Here is an 18,951-nt window from a genome sequence, read left to right on the forward strand (position 1 = left end):
TATTCATCGAATGAGCCTGCCATGCAACTCAATAACCGCTTCTGGCTCACTCGACTTCGGTGTCGGATGCTCGTCTCGCTCCCGTCACTGCGTTCCGCTCACTCGACTTCGGTGTCGGATGCTCGTCTCGCTCCCGTCACTGCGTTCCGCTCACTCGACTTCGGGCGCTGGCGGCTGATAGCGCGGGAACACACCCGTCGGTGCCGGCAGCGCGGTCCCCGGGACCAGTCGCGCGCCGATGGCGGTGAAAGCGCGTCGGTCTTCGGCCTGACCGAGCAGGTCGAGCAGCCTGCCGGCCGACTCGGGCATCACGGGTTGGACCAGCAGCGCCGCGATGCGGACCGCTTCGCAGGTGGTGTACAGCACGGCGCGAAACCTCGCCTGATCGGCCTCGGAGTCGCTCTTGCGCAGCACCCACGGCTGCTGGGCGGAGAAGTACTTGTTGGCATCCCCGAGCATCAGCCAGATTGCCTCGAGCGCCAGATGCATGGCCTGCGCGTCGAAGTGGGCGCGCACCCGCTCCAGCAAGCCGTCGGCGGCCGCCAGCAGTTCGCTGTCGGCGGCGCTCAACTCGCCCGGGTCGGGCACCACCCCACCGAGGTTCTTGGCCACCATCGACAGCGACCGTTGGGCCAGGTTGCCCAGCTCGTTGGCGAGGTCGGTGTTGATCCGGGTGATGATCGCCTCTTCGCTATAGCTGCCGTCCTGGCCGAACGGGACCTCGCGCAACAGGAAATAGCGCACCTGGTCCACCCCGAAGGTGTCGACCAGGTCCTCCGGGGGAACGATGTTGCCCACCGACTTGCTCATCTTTTCGCCGCGGTTGAGCAGGAACCCGTGTGCGAAAACCCGCCGCGGCAGCTCGATTCCCGCCGACATCAAGAAGGCCGGCCAGTAGACGGCGTGAAACCGGATGATGTCCTTGCCGATCATGTGCAGGTCGGCCGGCCAGTAGCGGCGGAACAGCTCGGAGTCGGTGTCGGGGAATCCCGCCCCGGTCAGGTAGTTGGTCAGCGCGTCCACCCAGACGTACATGACGTGATCGGGGTGCTCGGGCACCTGCACCCCCCAGTCGAACGACGTCCTCGAGATCGACAGGTCGCGCAAGCCGCCGGAGACGAAGCTGACCACCTCGTTGCGCCGCACCTCGGGGGCGATGAAGTCCGGGTTCGCCTCGTAGTGGGCCAGCAGCTTGTCGGTGTACGCGGAGAGCCGAAAGAAGTAGGTCTGCTCCTCGGTCCAGGTCACCGGGGTGCCGGTTTCGGTGGCGATCCGCGTCCCGTCCACGACCTCGGTCTCCGATTCGACGAAGAATCGCTCGTCGCGCACCGAATACCAGCCCTCGTAGGTGTCCAGGTAGATGTCGCCGGCGGCGGCCATCCGCCGCCAGATCTCCTTGGACGCCTCGTGGTGGTCGGCGTCGGTGGTGCGGATGAACCTGTCGAAGGAGACGTTGAGCCGCTCCTGCAGACGCTGGAACACGTCGGAGTTGCGGCGAGCCAGCTCGGCGGTGGGCAGCCCTTCGGCCGCGGCGGCCTGCGCCACCTTCAGGCCATGCTCGTCGGTTCCGGTCAGGAAGCGCACGTCGAAACCGTCGAGCCGCTTGAACCGCGCGATGGCGTCGGTGGCGATGTACTCGTACGCGTGCCCCAGGTGCGGCGCGGCGTTGGGGTACGTGATCGCGGTGGTGACGTAGTAGGGCTTCATCGGGACTCACCCTATTGTGTGGCGGTGAGCTCCAACCGCTCCGGTAAACGCGAGGCGCCTCCGGCGCCCGAACCGCTGGCGCCCCTGATCGACGCCCACACCCATCTCGACGCGGTCGGCGGCGGACCCGACACGGGCGCCGGGGACGTGCGGGCCATCGTGGACCGCGCCGCGGCCGTCGGCGTGGAAGCGGTGGTCACCATCGCCGACGACCTGGACTCGGCGCGCTGGGTCACGCGGGCCGCCGACTGGGATCCCCGCGTCTATGCCGCCGTGGCGTTGCACCCGACTCGTGCGAACGCGCTGGACGACGCCGCCCGTGCCGAGATCGAGCGGCTGGTCGGCCTGCCCAGGGTGGTGGCCGTCGGCGAAACGGGGATGGACCTGTACTGGCCCGGCCGCCTGGACGGGTGCGCGGATCCCGGCGTGCAGCGGGACGCCTTCGCCTGGCACATCGACCTGGCCAAGCGGTGCGGCAAACCGCTGATGATCCACAACCGAGAGGCTGACGCCGCGGTCCTCGACGTGCTGGCGGCCGAGGGCGCCCCCGACGTCGTGATCTTTCACTGCTTTTCCTCCGACGCCGCGATGGCCCGCCGCTGCGCGGCCGCCGGGTGGTTGCTGAGCCTGTCGGGGACGGTGAGTTTCCGCAACGCCCGCGCCCTGCGGGAGGCGGTGCCGCTGATACCTCTCGAGCAGCTTTTGGTGGAAACCGACGCGCCTTTTCTGACGCCGCACCCCTACCGGGGTGCAGTTAACGAGCCGTACTGCCTTCCCTATACTGTGCGGGCGATCGCTGAACTGCTGGAGCGCCGTCCCGAGGAATTGGCGCAAATCACGACTAGCAATGCCCGGCGGGTTTACGGGCTGGCCTCGTGACCGGCGCCGCGGCGGGTGATTTCTACAACAACGCCGCGCCGGAGTTGCCCAACATTGGCCGGTTCGTTACCGTCTTGTGATCGTAAGGTCGGGGGCCCCTGGGCCCTTTTGTCATTTTCCTGCTGAGTGTTACGTAACTGTTGCTGAGGTCGGGGTAGCGCGCGTTGACTGTATTGACAAAACTTCATCACAATTCGTCACCCACGTTGCGCCTCCTAGTCGGAGCGCTGTTGTTGGTACTGGGGTGCGCCGGCGGGCTTGCGGTCTCCGCGTCCAAGACGGTCACGCTGACCGTGGACGGAATGGCGATGCGGGTGACGACCATGAAGTCGCGAGTGATCGACATCGTCCGGGAGAACGGCTACAACGTCGACGACCGGGACGACCTCTACCCCGCCGGCGACGTGCAGGTCCACGACGCCGCCAATATCGTCCTGCGGCGCAGCCGTCCGCTGCAGATCTCGCTGGACGGCCACGACGCCAAGCAGGTATGGACGACGGCATCAACCGTCGACGAGGCGCTGGCTCAACTCGCGATGACCGACACCGCCCCGGCCGCGGCGAATCGCGGCAGCCGCGTGCCGCTGGCGGGGATGACGCTGCCGGTCGTGAGCGCCAAGACGGTCCAGATCAACGACGGCGGCGCGGTGCGCACCGTGCACCTGCCGGCGCCCAACGTCGCGGGGCTGTTGAACGCCGCCGGCGCGCCGCTGCTGGAGAGCGACCAGGTGACGCCCGGTGCGGCGTCCCCGATCGTCGACGGGATGCAGATCCAGGTCACCCGCAACCGGATCCAGCGGGTTACCGAGCGGGTGCCGCTGCAGCCGCCCGCACGCCGGATCGAAGACCCGGGAATGAACGTCAGCCGCCAGGTCGTCGAGGACCCGGGCAGCCCGGGCACGCAGGACGTGACGTTCGCGGTGGCCACCGTCAACGGGGTCGAGACCGGGCGACTGCCCGTTGCCAACACGGTGATCACGCCGGCCCGTGAGGCTGTGGTGCGCGTGGGCACCAAGCCCGGCACCGACGTGCCCCCGGTGAGCAACGGGTCCGTGTGGGACGCCATCGCGGGCTGCGAGGCGGGCGGAAACTGGGCGATCAACACCGGCAACGGGTATTACGGGGGTGTGCAGTTCGACCAGGGCACCTGGGAGCGCAACGGCGGGCTGCGGTTTGCGCCGCGCGCTGACCTCGCCACCCGTGAGGAGCAGATCGCCGTTGCCGAGGTGACCCGGGAACGGCAGGGCTGGGGCGCCTGGCCGGTGTGCAGCGGAAGAGCTGGTGCAAGCTGACCATCCGGCTGCTCGGGCGCACCGAGATCAGGCGGCTGGCCAAAGAACTGGAATTTCGGCCACGCAAGGCTCTGGGGCAGAACTTCGTCCATGACGCCAACACCGTGCGGCGGGTGGTCGCGACCTCCGGCATCGGCCGGTCCGACCACGTCCTGGAGGTCGGCCCCGGCCTCGGTTCGCTGACCCTGGCGCTGCTGGACCGCGGCGCCGCCGTCACCGCCGTGGAAATCGACCCGGTGCTGGCCGGCCGGCTGCCCCAGACCGTCGCCGAGCATTCGCACAGTGAGGCCCATCGGCTGACGGTCCGCAACCGCGACGTGTTGGCCCTGCGCCGCGACGAGCTGCCCGCCGAACCCACGGCCGTGGTCGCCAACCTGCCCTACAACGTCGCCGTGCCCGCGTTGTTGCATCTGCTCGCCGAATTCCCATCCATTCGCGTCCTCACTGTGATGGTGCAGGCCGAGGTCGCCGAGCGGCTGGCCGCCGAGCCCGGCGGCAAGGAGTACGGCGTGCCCAGCGTGAAGGTCCGCTTCTTCGGGCGGGTACGTCGCTGCGGCACGGTCTCGCCGACCGTCTTCTGGCCAATTCCGCGCGTCTATTCCGGGCTGGTTCGCATCGACCGGTACCCGACGTCACCGTGGCCGACCGACGAAGCCTTCCGGCGGCAGGTGTTCGAGCTGGTGGACATCGCGTTCGCCCAGCGGCGCAAGACGTCTCGCAACGCGTTCGCCGGGTGGGCGGGCTCCGGCAACGAATCGGCGAATCGGCTGCTGGCCGCCAGCATCGATCCGGCGCGTCGCGGTGAGACGCTGGCCATCGACGACTTCGTGCGCCTGTTGCGGCGTTCGGGCAGCGGTGACGACACGCTGCCGCACGTCTCGGGGCACGCTTCCGCGAGCTGACCGGGCGCCGTTGCGCGCGGTTGGCCTTGCGCAGCGATAGTCTGCTGCCGTGGCTGACAATGTCTGACGGCAACACCGCCGCGCAGTGGGTGCCCACCGGGTCGGTCACCGTCCGCGTGCCGGGCAAGGTCAACCTGTACCTGGCGGTGGACGATCGCCGCGAGGACGGCTACCACGAGCTGACGACGGTGTTTCAGGCCGTTTCGCTGCTCGACGAGGTGACCGTCCGCAACGCCGACGTGCTGTCGCTCGAGCTCGTCGGCGAGGGCGCCGGCACGCTGCCCACCGACGAGCGCAACCTCGCCTGGCAGGCCGCCGAGCTGATGGCCGAGCATGTGGGGCGGGCGCCGGATGTGTCGATCATGATCGACAAGTCCATCCCGGTGGCCGGCGGCATGGCGGGAGGCAGCGCGGACGCGGCGGCGGTGCTGGTCGCGATGAACTCGCTGTGGGAGCTCAACGTGCCACGCCGGGACCTGCACACGCTCGCCGCGCGGCTGGGCAGCGACGTGCCGTTCGCCCTGCACGGCGGCACCGCGCTGGGAACCGGCCGCGGCGAGGAGCTGGCCACCGTGCTGTCCCGCAACAGCTTCCACTGGGTACTGGCGTTCGCCCACGGCGAGTTGCTCACCCCCGACGTCTTCGCCGAGCTGGACCGGCTTCGGGACGGCGGGGATCCGCCGCGACTCGACGAGCCCGGGCCGGTGCTGGCGGCCCTGGCCGCCGGCGATCCCGAGCAACTGGCGCCGCTGCTGGGCAACGAGATGCAAGCGGCCGCGGTGAGCCTCAACCCGGCGCTGCGCAGCGCGCTGCGCGCCGGTGTGGAGGCCGGCGCCCTGGCGGGCATTGTGTCCGGCTCGGGCCCGACGTGCGCCTTCCTGTGCACCTCGGCGGGCGAGGCGGTCGATGTCGGAACCCGGCTGTCCGGCGAGGGCGTCTGTCGCACCGTGCGGGTCGCCAGCGGTCCGGTACCGGGCGCCCGCGTGGTGCCGACACCCACTGAAGTGTGAAATCGCGCTCATCGCGCGCCACAGTTTGGCAGTTACTTAAGAGGAGTTTAAGATGGCTCCCGGTGACGAGCAGCGCTAAGCACGACCACTCAACTCCGTCGTCCGCCGGGCATCCCGGCGGACTCGTCGGCTCACCACCGCTTCGAGACCTAACCGCTGCCCAACTGTGCTCGCGCGCCTGCTACACAGCGGCGCCCAGCAGGCGGAATATGAGAATCCGGGCCTTGGGGAATTTGCCGGAACCGAGGAGGTATTTGTGAGCAGGTTTACCGACAAGATGTTCCGCAATGCCCGCACGGCGCAGACGGGCATGGTCACCGGTGAACCGTACGAGCCCGTTCGGCACACCTGGGGCGAAGTTCACGAGCGCGCTCGCCGCATCGCCGGCGGCTTGGCCGCCTCGGGCATCGGCCTCGGCGACGCCGTCGGCGTGCTCGCCGGCTTCCCGGTGGAGATCGCCCCGACGGCGCAGGGGCTGTGGATGCGCGGCGCCAGCCTGACCATGCTGCACCAGCCCACGCCGCGCACCGACCTGGCCGTGTGGGCCGAGGACACCATGACCGTCATCGGCATGATCGAGGCCAAGGCCGTCATCGTCTCCGAGCCCTTCATGGTCGCCATCCCGGTGCTCGAGGAGAAGGGCATCAGGGTCCTGACCGTCGCCGACCTGCTGGCCTCGGAGCCGATCGACCCGATCGAGGTCGGCGAGGACGACCTGGCGCTGATGCAGCTGACGTCGGGTTCGACCGGATCACCCAAGGCCGTCCAGATCACCCACCGCAACATCTACTCCAATGCCGAGGCCATGTTCATCGGCGCCCAATACGACGTCGACAAGGACGTCATGGTGAGCTGGCTGCCGTGCTTCCACGACATGGGCATGGTCGGCTTCCTGACCATCCCGATGTACTTCGGCGCCGAGCTGGTCAAAGTCACACCGATGGACTTCCTGCGCGACACGCTGCTGTGGGCCAAGCTCATCGACAAGTACAAGGGCACCATGACCGCGGCGCCCAACTTCGCCTACGCGCTGCTGGCCAAGCGGTTGCGCCGCAACGCCAAGCCGGGTGATTTCGACCTGTCCACGCTGCGGTTCGCGCTGTCGGGGGCCGAGCCCGTCGAACCCGCCGACGTCGAAGACCTGCTCGACGCGGGCAAGCCGTTCGGGCTGAGGCCCTCGGCGATCCTGCCGGCCTACGGCATGGCCGAAACGACGCTGGCCGTGTCGTTCTCGGAGTGCAACGCCGGCCTCGTCGTCGACGAGGTCGACGCCGACCTGCTGGCGGCCCTGCGCCGGGCCGTGCCCGCCACCAAGGGCAACACCCGCCGGCTGGCCACGCTGGGTCCCCTGCTGAAGGACCTCGAGGCCCGCATCATCGACGAGAACGGCAACGTGATGCCCGCGCGCGGCGTCGGCGTCATCGAGCTGCGCGGCGAGTCGCTGACGCCCGGCTACCTCACCATGGGCGGCTTCATCCCGGCCCAGGACGAGCACGGCTGGTACGACACCGGTGACCTCGGCTATCTGACCGAGGAGGGCCACGTCGTGGTCTGCGGACGCGTCAAGGACGTGATCATCATGGCGGGGCGCAACATCTACCCGACCGACATCGAACGGGCCGCCGGTCGCGTCGAGGGGGTCCGGCCGGGCTGCGCCGTCGCTGTGCGCCTGGATGCCGGCCACTCCCGCGAGACGTTCGCCGTCGCGGTCGAGTCCAACGCGTGGCAGGACCCGGTCGAGGTGCGCCGCATCGAGCACCAGGTCGCCCACGAAGTAGTGGCCGAGGTCGACGTGCGGCCGCGCAACGTCGTGGTGCTGGGCCCCGGCACCATCCCGAAGACCCCGTCGGGCAAGCTGCGCCGCTCCACGTCGGTCAGCCTGGTCAGCTAGCGACCCCTCCCGCCGCCGCCCCTTCCTGCGCGAGCGTGCGCAGATTGCCGCGGTTTGCGGTGTGTCGCTGTACCAACACGCACGCTCGCCGACGGCTCCGCATCACCGCAGCGGGGAGAGCCCCGACCGCACCAAGTCCAGACAGGTCGCGGAGATGGCACCCAAGTCCTCGACACAGCCGTTGCGCCCCCACGTCTCCACCCCGACGACCATGGCCGCGGCCAGTGTGGAGCCCGCGACGCCGGCGACGAGATCGATGTTCTCCACGTCGGGGTAGCGCTGCATGACGAAGTCGGTGATGACCGCGGCGAACGAGGACTGGACCACCCGCAGGTGGCTGGCGATCTGGTCCCCGGTGATCAGTTCGGCGCGGGCGAGCGCCGCCTGCCGAACCAGCTCGATGTCGTGCGGATAGCTTTCCATGCTGGCCAGCACCGCCTCGAACACCGACTCGGAGCGCGGCCGTTTCGCCAGCGCATCGGCCAGCCATTCCACCTGGGTGTCGTAGTCCTGGAACAGCACGGCTTCCTTGGTGGGAAAGTGCCGGAAAAATGTGCGCTCGGTGACGCCGGCTTCCTGCGCGAGCTGCTGCACCGTGACTTTGGCGAAGCCTTCGCTGGCGAACCGCCTCAAGGCAACCTGCCGCAGCGCCTCATGGGTTCGGCTGTGGCGCAGCTTGTGCAGGTTCGTCCGCTCGCTCATACCTCGCATCCCATCACATCCGACGCCCTGTCAGCGCCGACATCTTTCAATTGGGTCAGTACTGACATATATTAGGGGCGCCCCTCGGCGGGCGCCTTGGCCAGGTCGCCTCGAAGACCATTCGGAGAAGGAGCATGAGCGATGACGGATTATGACGCGATCGTGGTCGGGGCCGGCCACAACGGGTTGACCGCCGCGGCGGTCCTGCAACGCGCCGGCCTGCGCACGCTGTGCCTGGAGGCCAACACCTACAGCGGCGGAATGGCCGCCACGGTCGAGTTGATCGACGGATTTCGTTACGAGATCGCGGGTTCGGTGCAATTCCCCACCGCCCCTGCGATCACCAAAGAGCTCGGGCTGGACACACTGCCCACCGTTGACGCCGAGGTCCAGTCGGTCAATCTCGGCGACAACGGCGAAGAACCCATGATCTTCTACCGGGATCCGATGCAGCTGATGACGCACCTCGCCGAGAAACTTGGAACCGAGGCCGTCACGGGTATGGCCGAGATGATCGGCTGGAGCCAGGGACCCGCCAAAGCGCTCGGCCGCTTCGAGGTGTGCACGCCACCCAAGACGCTCGACGAGATGTACGCCTGCGCCGCAAACGAATTCGAACGCAGAGCCATCCACGAGGTGATGTTCGGGACGGCGATGGATGCCATCGACCGCTTCCTGCCCGACAAGGACAAGCACGCGGTGCTGCGCGGCATGCTCGCCTTCCTCGCCATCAACTCCACCTATCGCGGGCCCTACACGCCCGGCAGCGCAACATGTTTGGCGTTCGCGCTCGCCGTCCCGAGCGAGGGCACCGCGATGATGACGAAGCTCGAAGGAGGAATCGGGGCGCTCGGCCAGCACCTGCACGAGCTGTTCGTCTCCCACGGGGGGGAGATCAGGTATCGCGCCAAGGTCGAGAAGATCCTCGTCGAGAACGATCGCGTGACCGGCGTGCGCCTGAAGGACGGCTCCGAGATCACCGCTCCGATCGTCGTGTCCAACCTGTCGCCCGACCTGACCATGATGGACCTGGTCGGTGCCGAGCATCTGACCGCGGACCTGATCACCCGGCTCAGCGGACGCGACCACCGGGCGCCGTTCGTGCAGATCCACTTCGCCCTCGACGGCCTGCCGGAATTCGCGCCGCCGTACGACTTCCTCAACGAACCCGGCATGCAATCGTCCATCGGCATCTTCGGCTCACCCGAAGAGCAACAACGCCAATGGGAGGAGTGCAAGCGGGGCATCATTCCCGACAATCCGTCGATGGGCATGCAGATCCCGTCCGTGCACGATCCCAGCATGGCGCCTCCAGGCAAGCACGCGGCGAGCGCGTTCGCCTATGCGTTCCCCGTCGAAGCGAGCCGCGACCTCCATGGTCAGCTCAAGAACGTGATGGCGGAGAAGGTCATCGACAAGATCACCCGTTACGCACCCAACTTCCGCGACATCCAGATCCGGCATATCACGTTCGCGCCGTACCATATGCAGACGATGTTCGCCGCTCCCGCCGGCGACTTCTGCCACGGCCTGCTGCATCCAGACCTGATGGGGCCCAACCGGCCCGGCCCCAAGGGCTTCCTCGACATGCCCATCGGCATCGAGGGGCTTTACCTGGGTGGCGCGGGATGCCATGGGGGGCCGGGGATTACCTTCACTCCCGGCTACAACGCCGCCCACCAGGCGCTGGAGGACATCTCGCGATGACCTACGTGATCGCCGAGCCCTGCGTCGATCTGAAAGACAAGGCATGCATCGAGGAATGCCCCGTCGACTGCATCTACGAGGGCGCCCGGATGCTCTACATCCAGCCCGACGAATGTGTCGACTGCGGTGCCTGCGAACCGGTCTGCCCGGTCGAGGCCATCTACTACGAGGATGACCTGCCCGATCAGTGGAGCGGCTATACGCAGCTCAACGCCGCCTTCTTCGAGCGGCTCGGTTCGCCCGGTGGTGCGGCCAAAGTCGGTGTGTGCGAACATGATCCACCGGCCGTCAAGGAACTCCAGCCGATGGGCGGGCAGGGCCAATGACGCGACCCCTCGAGGGTGCGGTGGCCCTGGTCACCGGCGCGAGCCAGGGGATCGGGCAGGGCATCGCGATCGAGCTCGGCAAGCAGGGCGCCACCGTGTGGCTCACCGCCCGCACCGCCGCCGGGCTCGAGCAGACCGCCGATCAGATCGCCGAACTCGGCGGCGCCGCGGTGGCCCGGGCGTGCGATCACGCCGACGACCCCCAGGTGGTGGCCGTGTTCGACGAATTGCGCCGCGAGGCGGGCCGACTCGATTTGGTGGTCAACGTCGCGTCGCCTGATTTCACATCCATGGTGGGACAGCCGTTTTGGACCCTCCCGTTCCAGGCGATCACCGACAGCCTCACCGTAGGCCCCCGCGCGAACTACGTGACCTCCGCCCTTGCCGCCCCGATCATGATCGAGCAGGGGGGCGGGCTGGTCGTCAACATCTCCTCCCATGGCTGCGAGGACTACATACTGTCCACGCCGTATGGGGCGGCCAAGGCCGCCATCGAGAAGATCACGCACGACACGGCGCTCGAACTGCGCGAGCACAACGTGGCGGTGATCGGGTTGTGGCCGGGCCTGGTGCTCACCGACCGCATCCTCGGCTTCGCGACCGAGGGCCCGTCGGGGTCGCGCCAGCTGTTCGGGCTCGACCTCGACATCTGCGAGTCCCCGCGGTTCTCGGGCCGCGCCGTCGTCGCGCTGTTCACCGACCCCGACCGGATGGCCCGCACCGGCCGATCGTTCTTCGCCTCCCGCCTCGCACGCGAGTACGGCTTCACCGATGTGGCCGGCCGTCTGCCCCCGGAGGTGCGGCTGCTGGTCGACCTCCTCGGCGACGGCAACGTGCCCGAGTATTGGCAAATGGTGGAGCGGTTCGGCCGCGGCTTCGCCGAACCGTCGCCGGCGTAATCCGCGTCCGCACCCCGCCGGGCCGGTCAAATTTGTCAGTACTGACGTCTTCCAATTAAGTCAGCACTGACATATTCTGGCGTCACCTCGGGGGTCTGTGGCGGGAGCCCGGGAGCATTGTCGAAAAGGAGCTCGAGCATGGCTGACCAGCAGGCGGTCGCCCGGGTGCGCGGTAGCGATGGCACGTAGCGGGGCGGCGCGTGCCGTTCGTCCGCTGATGGGCCTGGTGACCGTCGCGGCGATCACCGGGATCATCGCCCTCACCGCAGGCTCGTTTCGGGGGGACTTCACCGCCAGCGTGCCCGTGACGGTGATGTCACCCCGCGCCGGGCTGGTGATGAATCCGGACGCAAAGGTGAAATTGCGCGAGGTCCAGGTCGGTACGGTTTCCTCGATCGAGGAGCGGCCGAACGGCCAAGCGGCGCTTCACCTGGCGATCGATCCGTCGAAGTTGCGGCTGATTCCGGCCAATGTGCTCGTCGACATCGCCTCGACGACTGTGTTCGGGGCCAAGTTCGTCCAGCTGATTCCCCCGGCCGATCCCTCGGTGCAAAAGCTGCATGCGGGCCAGGTGCTCGACGCGAAAAGCGTGACGGTGGAAATCAACACGGTATTTCAGGAACTCACCTCGGTGCTGGCGAAGGTCGAGCCGGAAAAGCTCAATGAGACGCTGGGCGCGCTCGCCTCGGCGCTCAACGGCCGCGGTCACCGGATCGGTCAGATGCTCTCGGATCTGGATTCGTTCCTGGCCAAGCTGGATCCCGCTCTGGCGAACCTGGGCCATGACATCGCGACCTCTCGAAAGGCGTTCGGCGCCTACGCCGATGGCGCACAGGACCTGGTCGAGGTCGCCGGCAATGCGACGAAGATCGGCCAGACGATCGTGGACCAACAGGCCAACCTCGATGCGCTGTTAATCAGCACGATCGGGCTGGCGGACATCGGAAACGACGTCGTGGGGGGCAACCGGCAGGCCTTGACCGATGTTGCCCAACTGCTTTTGCCGACAACCGATCTCGCCAACGAGTACCACGAAGCGCTGAATTGTGCGATCGCCGGGACGCTGCCCATGGCGAAGAACCCGCCCCCGTCCGACCCGGGTGTCGTGGTGTCGGTCAGCTTCACACTGGGGCTCGAACGCTATCGGTACCCGGGTCACCTGCCGAAGGTCGGCGCCACGGGTGGTCCGCATTGCCAGGATCAACACCTGCCGGCCGTGCCGTACGAAACGGCTCCGCCGTTCCTGGTCACCGACGTGGGCGCCAACCCATGGCAGTACGGAAACCAGGGCATCCTGCTCAATTCCGACGGGCTCAAACAATTGCTCTACGGACCGATCGACGGGCCACCGCGCAGCTCCGCTCAGATCGGTCAACCCGGATGAGTGGCGGGGCGCGCGCGACGGTCATCAAGTTCGGGGTTTTCGCCGTCGTGATGACCACGCTGACCGCGTTTCTCTTCTTCATCTTCGGCCAGTACCGCACCGGGGCGACCAACGACTACTCCGCGATCTTCTCCGACGTCTCGCGCCTCAAGGTCGGCGACTCCGTGCGCGCGGCCGGTATCCGGGTCGGCACCGTCAACGGCGTCGAACTACGCACGGACAAGACCGTTTTGGTGACGTTCGACGCCGATCGCGGAGTCGCCCTCACCGCCGGCACGAAGGCCGCGGTTCGCTATCTCAACCTGGTCGGCGATCGCTACCTCGAGCTCGTCGACGGGGCCGGGTCCACCAGGCCACTGCCGGCGGGAGCACAGATTCCACTCGACCGCACCGCGCCCGCCCTCGACCTCGATCTACTCCTCGGCGGCCTGAAACCCGTTGTGCAGGGCCTTAATCCCCAGGACGTCAACGCGCTCACCTCATCGCTGGTGCGGGTCTTCCAGGGCGAGGGCGACACCCTGGACTCCGTATTCTCCAAGACGTCGTCGTTCTCGAACGCTATGGCCGACAACAACCGGACGGTCCAGCAACTCATCGACAACATGCACGCGGTGCTTGCCACGCTCGTCAAGGACGGCGACAAGTTCTCCGGCGCGATCGACCGGCTCGAGCGGTTGACCACCGACCTCGCCCAAGACCGCGACACGATCGGCGCCGCGATCGACTCGCTGGACAGCGGGACCGCGTCGATCGCCGACCTGCTCAGGAAAGCCCGGCCGCCGCTGGCCGGTACCGTGCAGCAGTTGGGTCGCCTGGCGCCGCTGCTCGATCAGGGCAAGGACCAAATCGACGTGGCGCTGCAGAAGGCCCCGGACAACTATCGCAAACTCGTCCGCCTCGGCGCATACGGCAGCTTCATCCAGTTCTACATCTGCGGCATGACCGTCAGGGTCTCCGACCTGCAGGGCCGGACCGCGGTGTTCCCCTGGCTCAGGCAGGTCGGCGGGAGGTGCGGGGAGCCCGATGCGTAAGTACCGCGGTGCCCACCTGATCCGGGCCGGCTTCATCGGCATTGTCCTGATGATCCTCGTGATCGCAGTGGGTCTGCAGCCGCAGCAACTTGTTTCCCTGGCGACCGATGTCCGCTACCAGGCGCTGTTTGCCGAGGCGGGCGGGCTGGAGGTCGGCAACGACGTGACGACATCGGGCATCAAGGTCGGCACGGTCTCGGACATCGAGCTGTGCGACGGCAATGCCTTGGTCACGTTCACCGTGAAGGCAAAGGTCAGGCTCGGGTCGTACAGCACCGCACACATCAGGACGGGTTCGCTGCTGGGCCGGCGGGTGCTCACCCTCGATTCGACGGGCAGCGGGATGCTGCGCCCGTCCGACGTCATCCCGGTCACACGCACCTCATCGCCGTACACGCTGACGGAATCGGTCAGCGACCTCACGACCAATCTGGCGGGAACCGACACCGCGTCGCTGAACCAGTCGTTGGACACGCTGTCGGCCACGATCGACCGGGTCGCACCGCAATTGGGGCCGATGTTCGACGGCCTGACCCGCCTGTCAGAGTCGCTCAACGGCCGCAACAAGACGCTCGGCGAGGTCCTCAAGGACACCAGCACGCTCACCGGCATCCTGTCGGAACGCAGCCAACAGGTGAACAGGTTGATCCTCAACACCAATGACCTGCTCGACGTGCTGGCGCGGCGGCGCGAGGCGATCGTGGACCTGCTGGCGAACGTGTCGGCCGTCGCCAAGCAACTGTCCGGTCTGGTGCGCGACAACGAAAAAACGCTGACACCGATGCTGCAGAAGCTGAACGCGGTGACGGACGTCCTGGAGAAGAACCGCGACAACATCGCCAAAGCCCTGCCGGGCCTGGCCAAATACGAGGTCACCCAGGGCGAAGCGGTGTCCAGCGGGTTCTACTACCAGTCGTTCACCCCGAACGTGATGCCACCCCAGTTCATCCAGCCGTTCCTCGATTACGCGTTCGGGTTCCGCCGGGGTGACATCCCCGGCCAGCTACCGGACAACACCGGCCCGCGGGCGGAATTCCCGTTCCCGCGCAACGGGATTCCGCAGGGGCCGCACTGATGGCGCGGAACAGGCTGGTCGTGATCACGGCCCTGGCACTGGCCGCGCTGGGCGCCGGTGGCGCGAGCTTCGTCGCCTATCAAACGTTTTTGCGACCCAAGACGGTCACGGCCTACTTCACCGCCGCGACCGCGATCTACCCGGGCGACCGGGTGCGGGTCGCCGGCGTCAGGATCGGCGAGATCACAGCGATCCGACCGGAGGGCAACCTGGTCAAGGTCACGCTGCATGTCGACCGCGACGTGCGCATCCCCGCCGACGCCAGGGCGGTGATCGTCGCCCAGAACCTGGTCGCCGCGCGCTATATCCAGCTGGCGCCGACCTACCGGGGCGGGCCGACGATGCCCGACGCGGCGGTGCTGCCGGTGGAACGCACCGCGGTACCCGTCGAATGGGATGAGGTGAAGGCCCAATTGACGCGGCTGGCCACGGATTTGGGACCCAACAGTCGGGTGTCGACGCCGTCGGTCGCGCGGTTCATCGACAGCGCCGCCAACGCGTTGAGCGGCAACGGCGAGAAGTTGCGCCAGACCCTGGCGCAGCTGTCCGGGGTGGGCCGGATCCTGGCCAGCGGCAGCGGCAACATCGTCGACATCATCAACAATCTGCAGGTCTTCGTCACGGCGCTGCGCGACAGCAACCAGCAGGTGGTCCAGTTCGAAAACCGGCTCGCCACGCTCACCAGCGTGCTCGACGACGGCAGGTCGGAGCTGGACGCCGCGCTGACCGATCTGTCGAATGTGGTGGGCGACGTCCAACGGTTCGTGGCGGGCAGCCGCGACCAGGTCTCCGAACAGATTCAGCGGCTGGCCAACGTGACGCAGAACCTCGTTGACCATCGCACGGACCTGGAGAACCTCCTGCATGTGGCCCCAAACGCGTTCGCCAATTTCTACAACGCCTACAACCCCGACACCGGTGACACCATCGGATCGATTGTGCTCAACAACTTCTCGAATCCCGTGCAGTTCATCTGCGCACAGATCGGAGCGCTGGAAAACGCCACCTCGACCGAAACCGGCAAGCTGTGCGCCCAGTATCTCGGCCCGGCACTGCGAGCGATCAACTTCAACTACCCGCCGTTTCCGATGAGCATGGTCCTGATGAAGTCGGCCAACCCCGACAACATCGTCTATTCCGAGCCGCGCCTGGCACCGGGCGGCGAGGGCCCGGGGGCCGCGCCACCCGAGCTGCCGCCCGCGGTGTCCGCTTACACCGGGCTGCCGGGCGACACCCCGCCGGCCCCGCCGCCGCCACCACTGGGACGCATACCCGGGGCGGCGCAACCCGAGCCGCCGCCAACGACGGCCACCGGCACCGCGACACAAGACCTGCCGGCGCGCGAACCCGCGAACGTGCAGGACATGCTGCTACCGGTGGGAGGGGCCCAGCCGTGAGCCGATTGCCCCACCTGCGCCGGGCGCTCGTCGTCGGCGCCGCCGTGCTGTCGACCGCGACCGGATGCGCGTTCCAGGGCCTGAACTCGCTGCCGCTGCCCGGCACGGTGGGGCGGGGGCCGGGTGCGGCCATTTACCACGTCGAGTTGGCGAATGTAAGTACGCTCGAGGCGAATTCGCCGGTGCTGCTCAACGATGTGGTCGTCGGCAGCATCGATCGCCTGACCTTCCGCGACTGGCACGCCGACGTCGACATCTCGGTGAAACCCTCCGTCGTCGTGCCCGCCAACGCGGTGGCCCGCGTCGGGCAGACCAGCTTGCTGGGATCGATGCATCTCGAGCTGAACCCGCCGCCGGGCGAGGCCGCGAACGGCCGGCTGCAACCGGGGGCCACCATCCCGCTCAACAGGTCCGGGACCTACCCGTCGACCGAGCAGACGCTCTCGTCGTTGTCGGTGGTGGTCAACGCCGGGGGGTTGGGGCAGATCGGCGACATCATCCACAATTTCGGTGCCGCCATGGCCGGGCACGAGGACCAGATCCGCGACTTGCTGAACCGGCTCAATGACTTCGTGGGCACGCTGGATACGCAGCGCGACAACCTCATTGGCTTCATCCAGGAGCTGAACCACCTCACCGACACGTTAGCCGGACAACGCGACGTGATCACTCGAGCGCTGCACAAGATACCGCCGGCGTTGGACGTGCTGATCCGGGAGCGGCCGCGCATCACCACCGCGTTGGACAAGTTGCGGTTCTTCAGCGACACCGCGAACCGGCTCGTCAACGACACCCGCGATGACCTGGTGCACAACCTGAAGGACCTGGAACCGACGATCAAGGCGCTGGCCGACATCGGTCCCGACCTGGATACCGCGCTGGCCTGGGCGACGACCTTCCCGTATGGCCAGAATCTGATCGACCGGGGCGTCCGGGGTGACTACATGAACATGTTCCTGGTCGCCGACCTCACCCTGCCCCGGGTCAAGCGGACGTTGCTGCTCGGCACCCGGTGGGGTCAGGTCGGCGCGAAACTGGTTCCGGCACCGGGAGAACCGGAATATTTGAATTTCACCTACGACCCGCTCGACGCGGGTAAGCCACCCCGGCCGCAGGGCGTTCCTGCGCCGGTGGCGCCCAGCGCGGGCGGGACGGAAGCCGGTCCAACGCCGGCGACTCCCGTCGTCCCGCTGCCCACCGATTTCCCGCCGCAAGACCAGGCCGGCGGCTGATGCTGACGCGGCTGGTCAAGATCCAACTGGCGATCTTCACGATCGTGTCGGTCGCCGGCGTCCTTGCCATGGCCGTGGTCTACATCCAGGCGCCGACCTTGCTGGGCATCGACCACATCACCGTGCGCCTCGAATTGCCCTCCGGCGGAGGGATATACCGGTTCGCCAACGTGACCTACCGTGGCGTGCAGGTGGGCAAGGTGACCGCGGTCGACTTGAAACCCGACGGGGTGCAGGCGACGCTGTCGCTCGACGCGTCGGTGCGGATTCCCGCCGACCTGCACGCCGAGGTGCGCAGCGTGTCGGCGGTGGGCGAGCAGTATGTGGACCTGCGGCCGAAAAACAATGCCGGCCCCTACCTGCGCGATGGATCGGTCATCCCCGTCGATCGCACCACGATTCCCCAGCCGGTGGGGCCGATGCTGGACAGGGTCAGTGCGCTGATCAACAGCATCCCCAAAGGGAAAATGAGCGCTTTGCTCGACGAGTCCTTCAAGGGGCTCAACGGGGCGGGCTACGATCTGGGCTCGCTGCTTGACTCCTCGGCTCAATTCACCCGGGACGTGTCGCCCGTCTCCGATCAGACCCGGACGCTCATCGATGACGCTGTGCCGCTGCTGGATTCACAAGCCGAAACGACGGGCGCCATCCGAACCTGGGCGCACAGCCTGGCGGACGTGACCCACACGCTGGCGACCGACGACGGCCAGTTGCGCACGCTGATGAAAACCGGACCGGGCGCCGTCAATGAGGTCTCTCGCCTGCTCGACCAGATAAAGCCCACGCTGCCAGTCTTATTGGCGAACCTCACCACGGTGGGCCAAATCCTGGTGACCTACAACCCGTCGGTCCGGCAATTGTTGGTGTTGCTGCCGCCGGTGATCGCGTCGCTGCAGGCGTCGGGTTTGTCGAAGAACAACCCGACCGGGATGGCGATGGGCGAGTTTGCGATCAGCATCGGCGACCCGCCGCCGTGCACGGTTGGGTTTTTGCCGCCCTCGTCGTGGCGTTCCCCCGCCGACACCACCACGATCGACACACCGGACGGGTTGTACTGCAAACTTCCCCAGGACTCCCCGATCGCGGTCCGCGGTGCCCGCAACTATCCCTGCATGGACAAACCCGGTAAACGTGCACCGACGGTGCAGATCTGCGACAGCGACAAGCCCTACGAACCGCTGGCCATGCGCCAACATGCGCTCGGTCCCTATCCGCTGGATCCGAACCTGATCGCGCAGGGCATCCCGCCCGATGACCGGGCCACGTTCGGCGATCACACGTACGGCCCGGTGGGCGGGACCGCATTGCCCCCGGGCGCTGCGCCGTCGGGAACGCCGCCCGATGCCGCGCCGAGTTCGTTGACGACCGACGGCCCGGCGGCCAATCCCTCTGTCGCCGTGGCCAGATACGACCCCCGGACCGGCAAGTACATGGCGGCCGGGGGCCGATTGTTTCAGCAATCCAACCTGGTTGCCGCCGCGGCGCCGAAGTCGTGGCAGGACATGCTGCCCAGGTAG

General features: G+C 67.4%; 16 protein-coding genes. 14 read left to right on the forward strand and 2 right to left on the reverse strand.

Annotation, left to right across the window (positions count from 1 at the left end; genetic code table 11):
• Window positions 1–150: 150 nt before the first annotated feature.
• Window positions 151–1,707 carry a methionine--tRNA ligase gene (metG, locus tag MTAB308_RS22515; protein ID WP_077102309.1) on the reverse strand — a complete coding sequence of 519 codons (1,557 nt, stop codon included), beginning with the start codon at window positions 1,705–1,707 and terminating at the stop codon, window positions 151–153.
• An 18-nt stretch (window positions 1,708–1,725) separates the two neighbouring features.
• Between metG and MTAB308_RS22520 the strand changes: the two genes are divergently transcribed.
• The 5 genes from MTAB308_RS22520 to MTAB308_RS22540 all read left to right on the forward strand — a co-directional run bounded on the left by MTAB308_RS22520 (window position 1,726) and on the right by MTAB308_RS22540 (window position 7,681).
• Window positions 1,726–2,586, forward strand: coding sequence for a TatD family hydrolase (locus MTAB308_RS22520; protein ID WP_077102311.1), 861 nt, complete (start codon window positions 1,726–1,728; stop codon window positions 2,584–2,586).
• A 164-nt stretch (window positions 2,587–2,750) separates the two neighbouring features.
• Window positions 2,751–3,878, forward strand: a complete 1,128-nt coding sequence (locus tag MTAB308_RS22525) for a resuscitation-promoting factor (RefSeq protein WP_077102313.1) — start codon at window positions 2,751–2,753, stop codon at window positions 3,876–3,878.
• On the forward strand, window positions 3,842–4,780 hold the full coding sequence (gene rsmA, locus MTAB308_RS22530) for a 16S rRNA (adenine(1518)-N(6)/adenine(1519)-N(6))-dimethyltransferase RsmA (protein ID WP_077102315.1): 939 nt from the start codon (window positions 3,842–3,844) through the stop codon (window positions 4,778–4,780). Before MTAB308_RS22525 ends, rsmA begins: the two co-directional genes overlap by 37 nt.
• A gap of 53 nt (window positions 4,781–4,833) precedes the next feature.
• A complete protein-coding gene (locus tag MTAB308_RS22535) occupies window positions 4,834–5,790 on the forward strand; it encodes a 4-(cytidine 5'-diphospho)-2-C-methyl-D-erythritol kinase (RefSeq protein WP_216823706.1) in 957 nt (318 codons plus the stop codon).
• A 256-nt stretch (window positions 5,791–6,046) separates the two neighbouring features.
• Window positions 6,047–7,681, forward strand: a complete 1,635-nt coding sequence (locus MTAB308_RS22540; RefSeq protein WP_077104669.1) for a fatty acyl-AMP ligase — start codon at window positions 6,047–6,049, stop codon at window positions 7,679–7,681.
• A gap of 102 nt (window positions 7,682–7,783) precedes the next feature.
• On the opposite strand, the gene MTAB308_RS22545 is transcribed toward MTAB308_RS22540, so the two are convergent.
• Window positions 7,784–8,383, reverse strand: a complete 600-nt coding sequence (locus MTAB308_RS22545; RefSeq protein ID WP_077102319.1) for a TetR/AcrR family transcriptional regulator — start codon at window positions 8,381–8,383, stop codon at window positions 7,784–7,786.
• Window positions 8,384–8,524: 141 nt separating this feature from the next.
• Between MTAB308_RS22545 and MTAB308_RS22550 the strand changes: the two genes are divergently transcribed.
• The 9 genes from MTAB308_RS22550 (at window position 8,525) to MTAB308_RS22590 (ending at window position 18,951) form a co-directional block, all read left to right on the forward strand.
• Window positions 8,525–10,090 (forward strand): phytoene desaturase family protein, encoded by a 1,566-nt coding sequence (locus MTAB308_RS22550; RefSeq protein ID WP_077102321.1) that lies wholly within the window; start codon window positions 8,525–8,527, stop codon window positions 10,088–10,090.
• On the forward strand, window positions 10,087–10,416 hold the full coding sequence (gene fdxA, locus MTAB308_RS22555) for a ferredoxin (RefSeq protein ID WP_077102323.1): 330 nt from the start codon (window positions 10,087–10,089) through the stop codon (window positions 10,414–10,416). The genes MTAB308_RS22550 and fdxA overlap by 4 nt, the downstream gene beginning before the upstream one ends.
• The gene (locus MTAB308_RS22560) at window positions 10,413–11,315 is read left to right on the forward strand and encodes an SDR family NAD(P)-dependent oxidoreductase (RefSeq protein WP_077102325.1); all 903 of its coding nucleotides are present in this window, start codon (window positions 10,413–10,415) and stop codon (window positions 11,313–11,315) included. Before fdxA ends, MTAB308_RS22560 begins: the two co-directional genes overlap by 4 nt.
• Before the next feature lie 178 nt (window positions 11,316–11,493).
• On the forward strand, window positions 11,494–12,699 hold the full coding sequence (locus tag MTAB308_RS22565) for an MCE family protein (protein ID WP_077102327.1): 1,206 nt from the start codon (window positions 11,494–11,496) through the stop codon (window positions 12,697–12,699).
• Window positions 12,696–13,730 carry an MCE family protein gene (locus MTAB308_RS22570; RefSeq protein ID WP_077102329.1) on the forward strand — a complete coding sequence of 345 codons (1,035 nt, stop codon included), beginning with the start codon at window positions 12,696–12,698 and terminating at the stop codon, window positions 13,728–13,730. Before MTAB308_RS22565 ends, MTAB308_RS22570 begins: the two co-directional genes overlap by 4 nt.
• The gene (locus MTAB308_RS22575) at window positions 13,723–14,805 is read left to right on the forward strand and encodes an MCE family protein (RefSeq protein WP_077102331.1); all 1,083 of its coding nucleotides are present in this window, start codon (window positions 13,723–13,725) and stop codon (window positions 14,803–14,805) included. Before MTAB308_RS22570 ends, MTAB308_RS22575 begins: the two co-directional genes overlap by 8 nt.
• The gene (locus tag MTAB308_RS22580; RefSeq protein WP_077102333.1) at window positions 14,805–16,202 is read left to right on the forward strand and encodes an MCE family protein; all 1,398 of its coding nucleotides are present in this window, start codon (window positions 14,805–14,807) and stop codon (window positions 16,200–16,202) included. The genes MTAB308_RS22575 and MTAB308_RS22580 overlap by 1 nt, the downstream gene beginning before the upstream one ends.
• Before the next feature lie 5 nt (window positions 16,203–16,207).
• Window positions 16,208–17,434 carry an MCE family protein gene (locus tag MTAB308_RS22585; protein WP_077104671.1) on the forward strand — a complete coding sequence of 409 codons (1,227 nt, stop codon included), beginning with the start codon at window positions 16,208–16,210 and terminating at the stop codon, window positions 17,432–17,434.
• Entirely contained in the window at window positions 17,434–18,951 is a 1,518-nt protein-coding gene (locus MTAB308_RS22590; RefSeq protein WP_077102335.1) for an MCE family protein, read from the forward strand. The genes MTAB308_RS22585 and MTAB308_RS22590 overlap by 1 nt, the downstream gene beginning before the upstream one ends.

It is taken from the genome of Mycobacterium terramassiliense (assembly GCF_900157385.1).
Classification (GTDB): Bacteria; Actinomycetota; Actinomycetes; order Mycobacteriales; family Mycobacteriaceae; genus Mycobacterium; species Mycobacterium terramassiliense.

Excerpts from the sequence above, each read along its gene's own strand:
- metG (WP_077102309.1), bottom strand. The coding sequence starts at position 1,707 with ATGAAGCCCTACTACGTCACCACCGCGATCACGTACCCCAACGCCGCG.
- MTAB308_RS22545 (WP_077102319.1), bottom strand. The coding sequence starts at position 8,383 with ATGAGCGAGCGGACGAACCTGCACAAGCTGCGCCACAGCCGAACCCAT.
- MTAB308_RS22550 (WP_077102321.1), top strand. The coding sequence starts at position 8,525 with ATGACGGATTATGACGCGATCGTGGTCGGGGCCGGCCACAACGGGTTG.
- fdxA (WP_077102323.1), top strand. The coding sequence starts at position 10,087 with ATGACCTACGTGATCGCCGAGCCCTGCGTCGATCTGAAAGACAAGGCA.
- MTAB308_RS22560 (WP_077102325.1), top strand. The coding sequence starts at position 10,413 with ATGACGCGACCCCTCGAGGGTGCGGTGGCCCTGGTCACCGGCGCGAGC.
- MTAB308_RS22565 (WP_077102327.1), top strand. The coding sequence starts at position 11,494 with ATGGCACGTAGCGGGGCGGCGCGTGCCGTTCGTCCGCTGATGGGCCTG.
- MTAB308_RS22570 (WP_077102329.1), top strand. The coding sequence starts at position 12,696 with ATGAGTGGCGGGGCGCGCGCGACGGTCATCAAGTTCGGGGTTTTCGCC.
- MTAB308_RS22575 (WP_077102331.1), top strand. The coding sequence starts at position 13,723 with ATGCGTAAGTACCGCGGTGCCCACCTGATCCGGGCCGGCTTCATCGGC.
- MTAB308_RS22580 (WP_077102333.1), top strand. The coding sequence starts at position 14,805 with ATGGCGCGGAACAGGCTGGTCGTGATCACGGCCCTGGCACTGGCCGCG.
- MTAB308_RS22590 (WP_077102335.1), top strand. The coding sequence starts at position 17,434 with ATGCTGACGCGGCTGGTCAAGATCCAACTGGCGATCTTCACGATCGTG.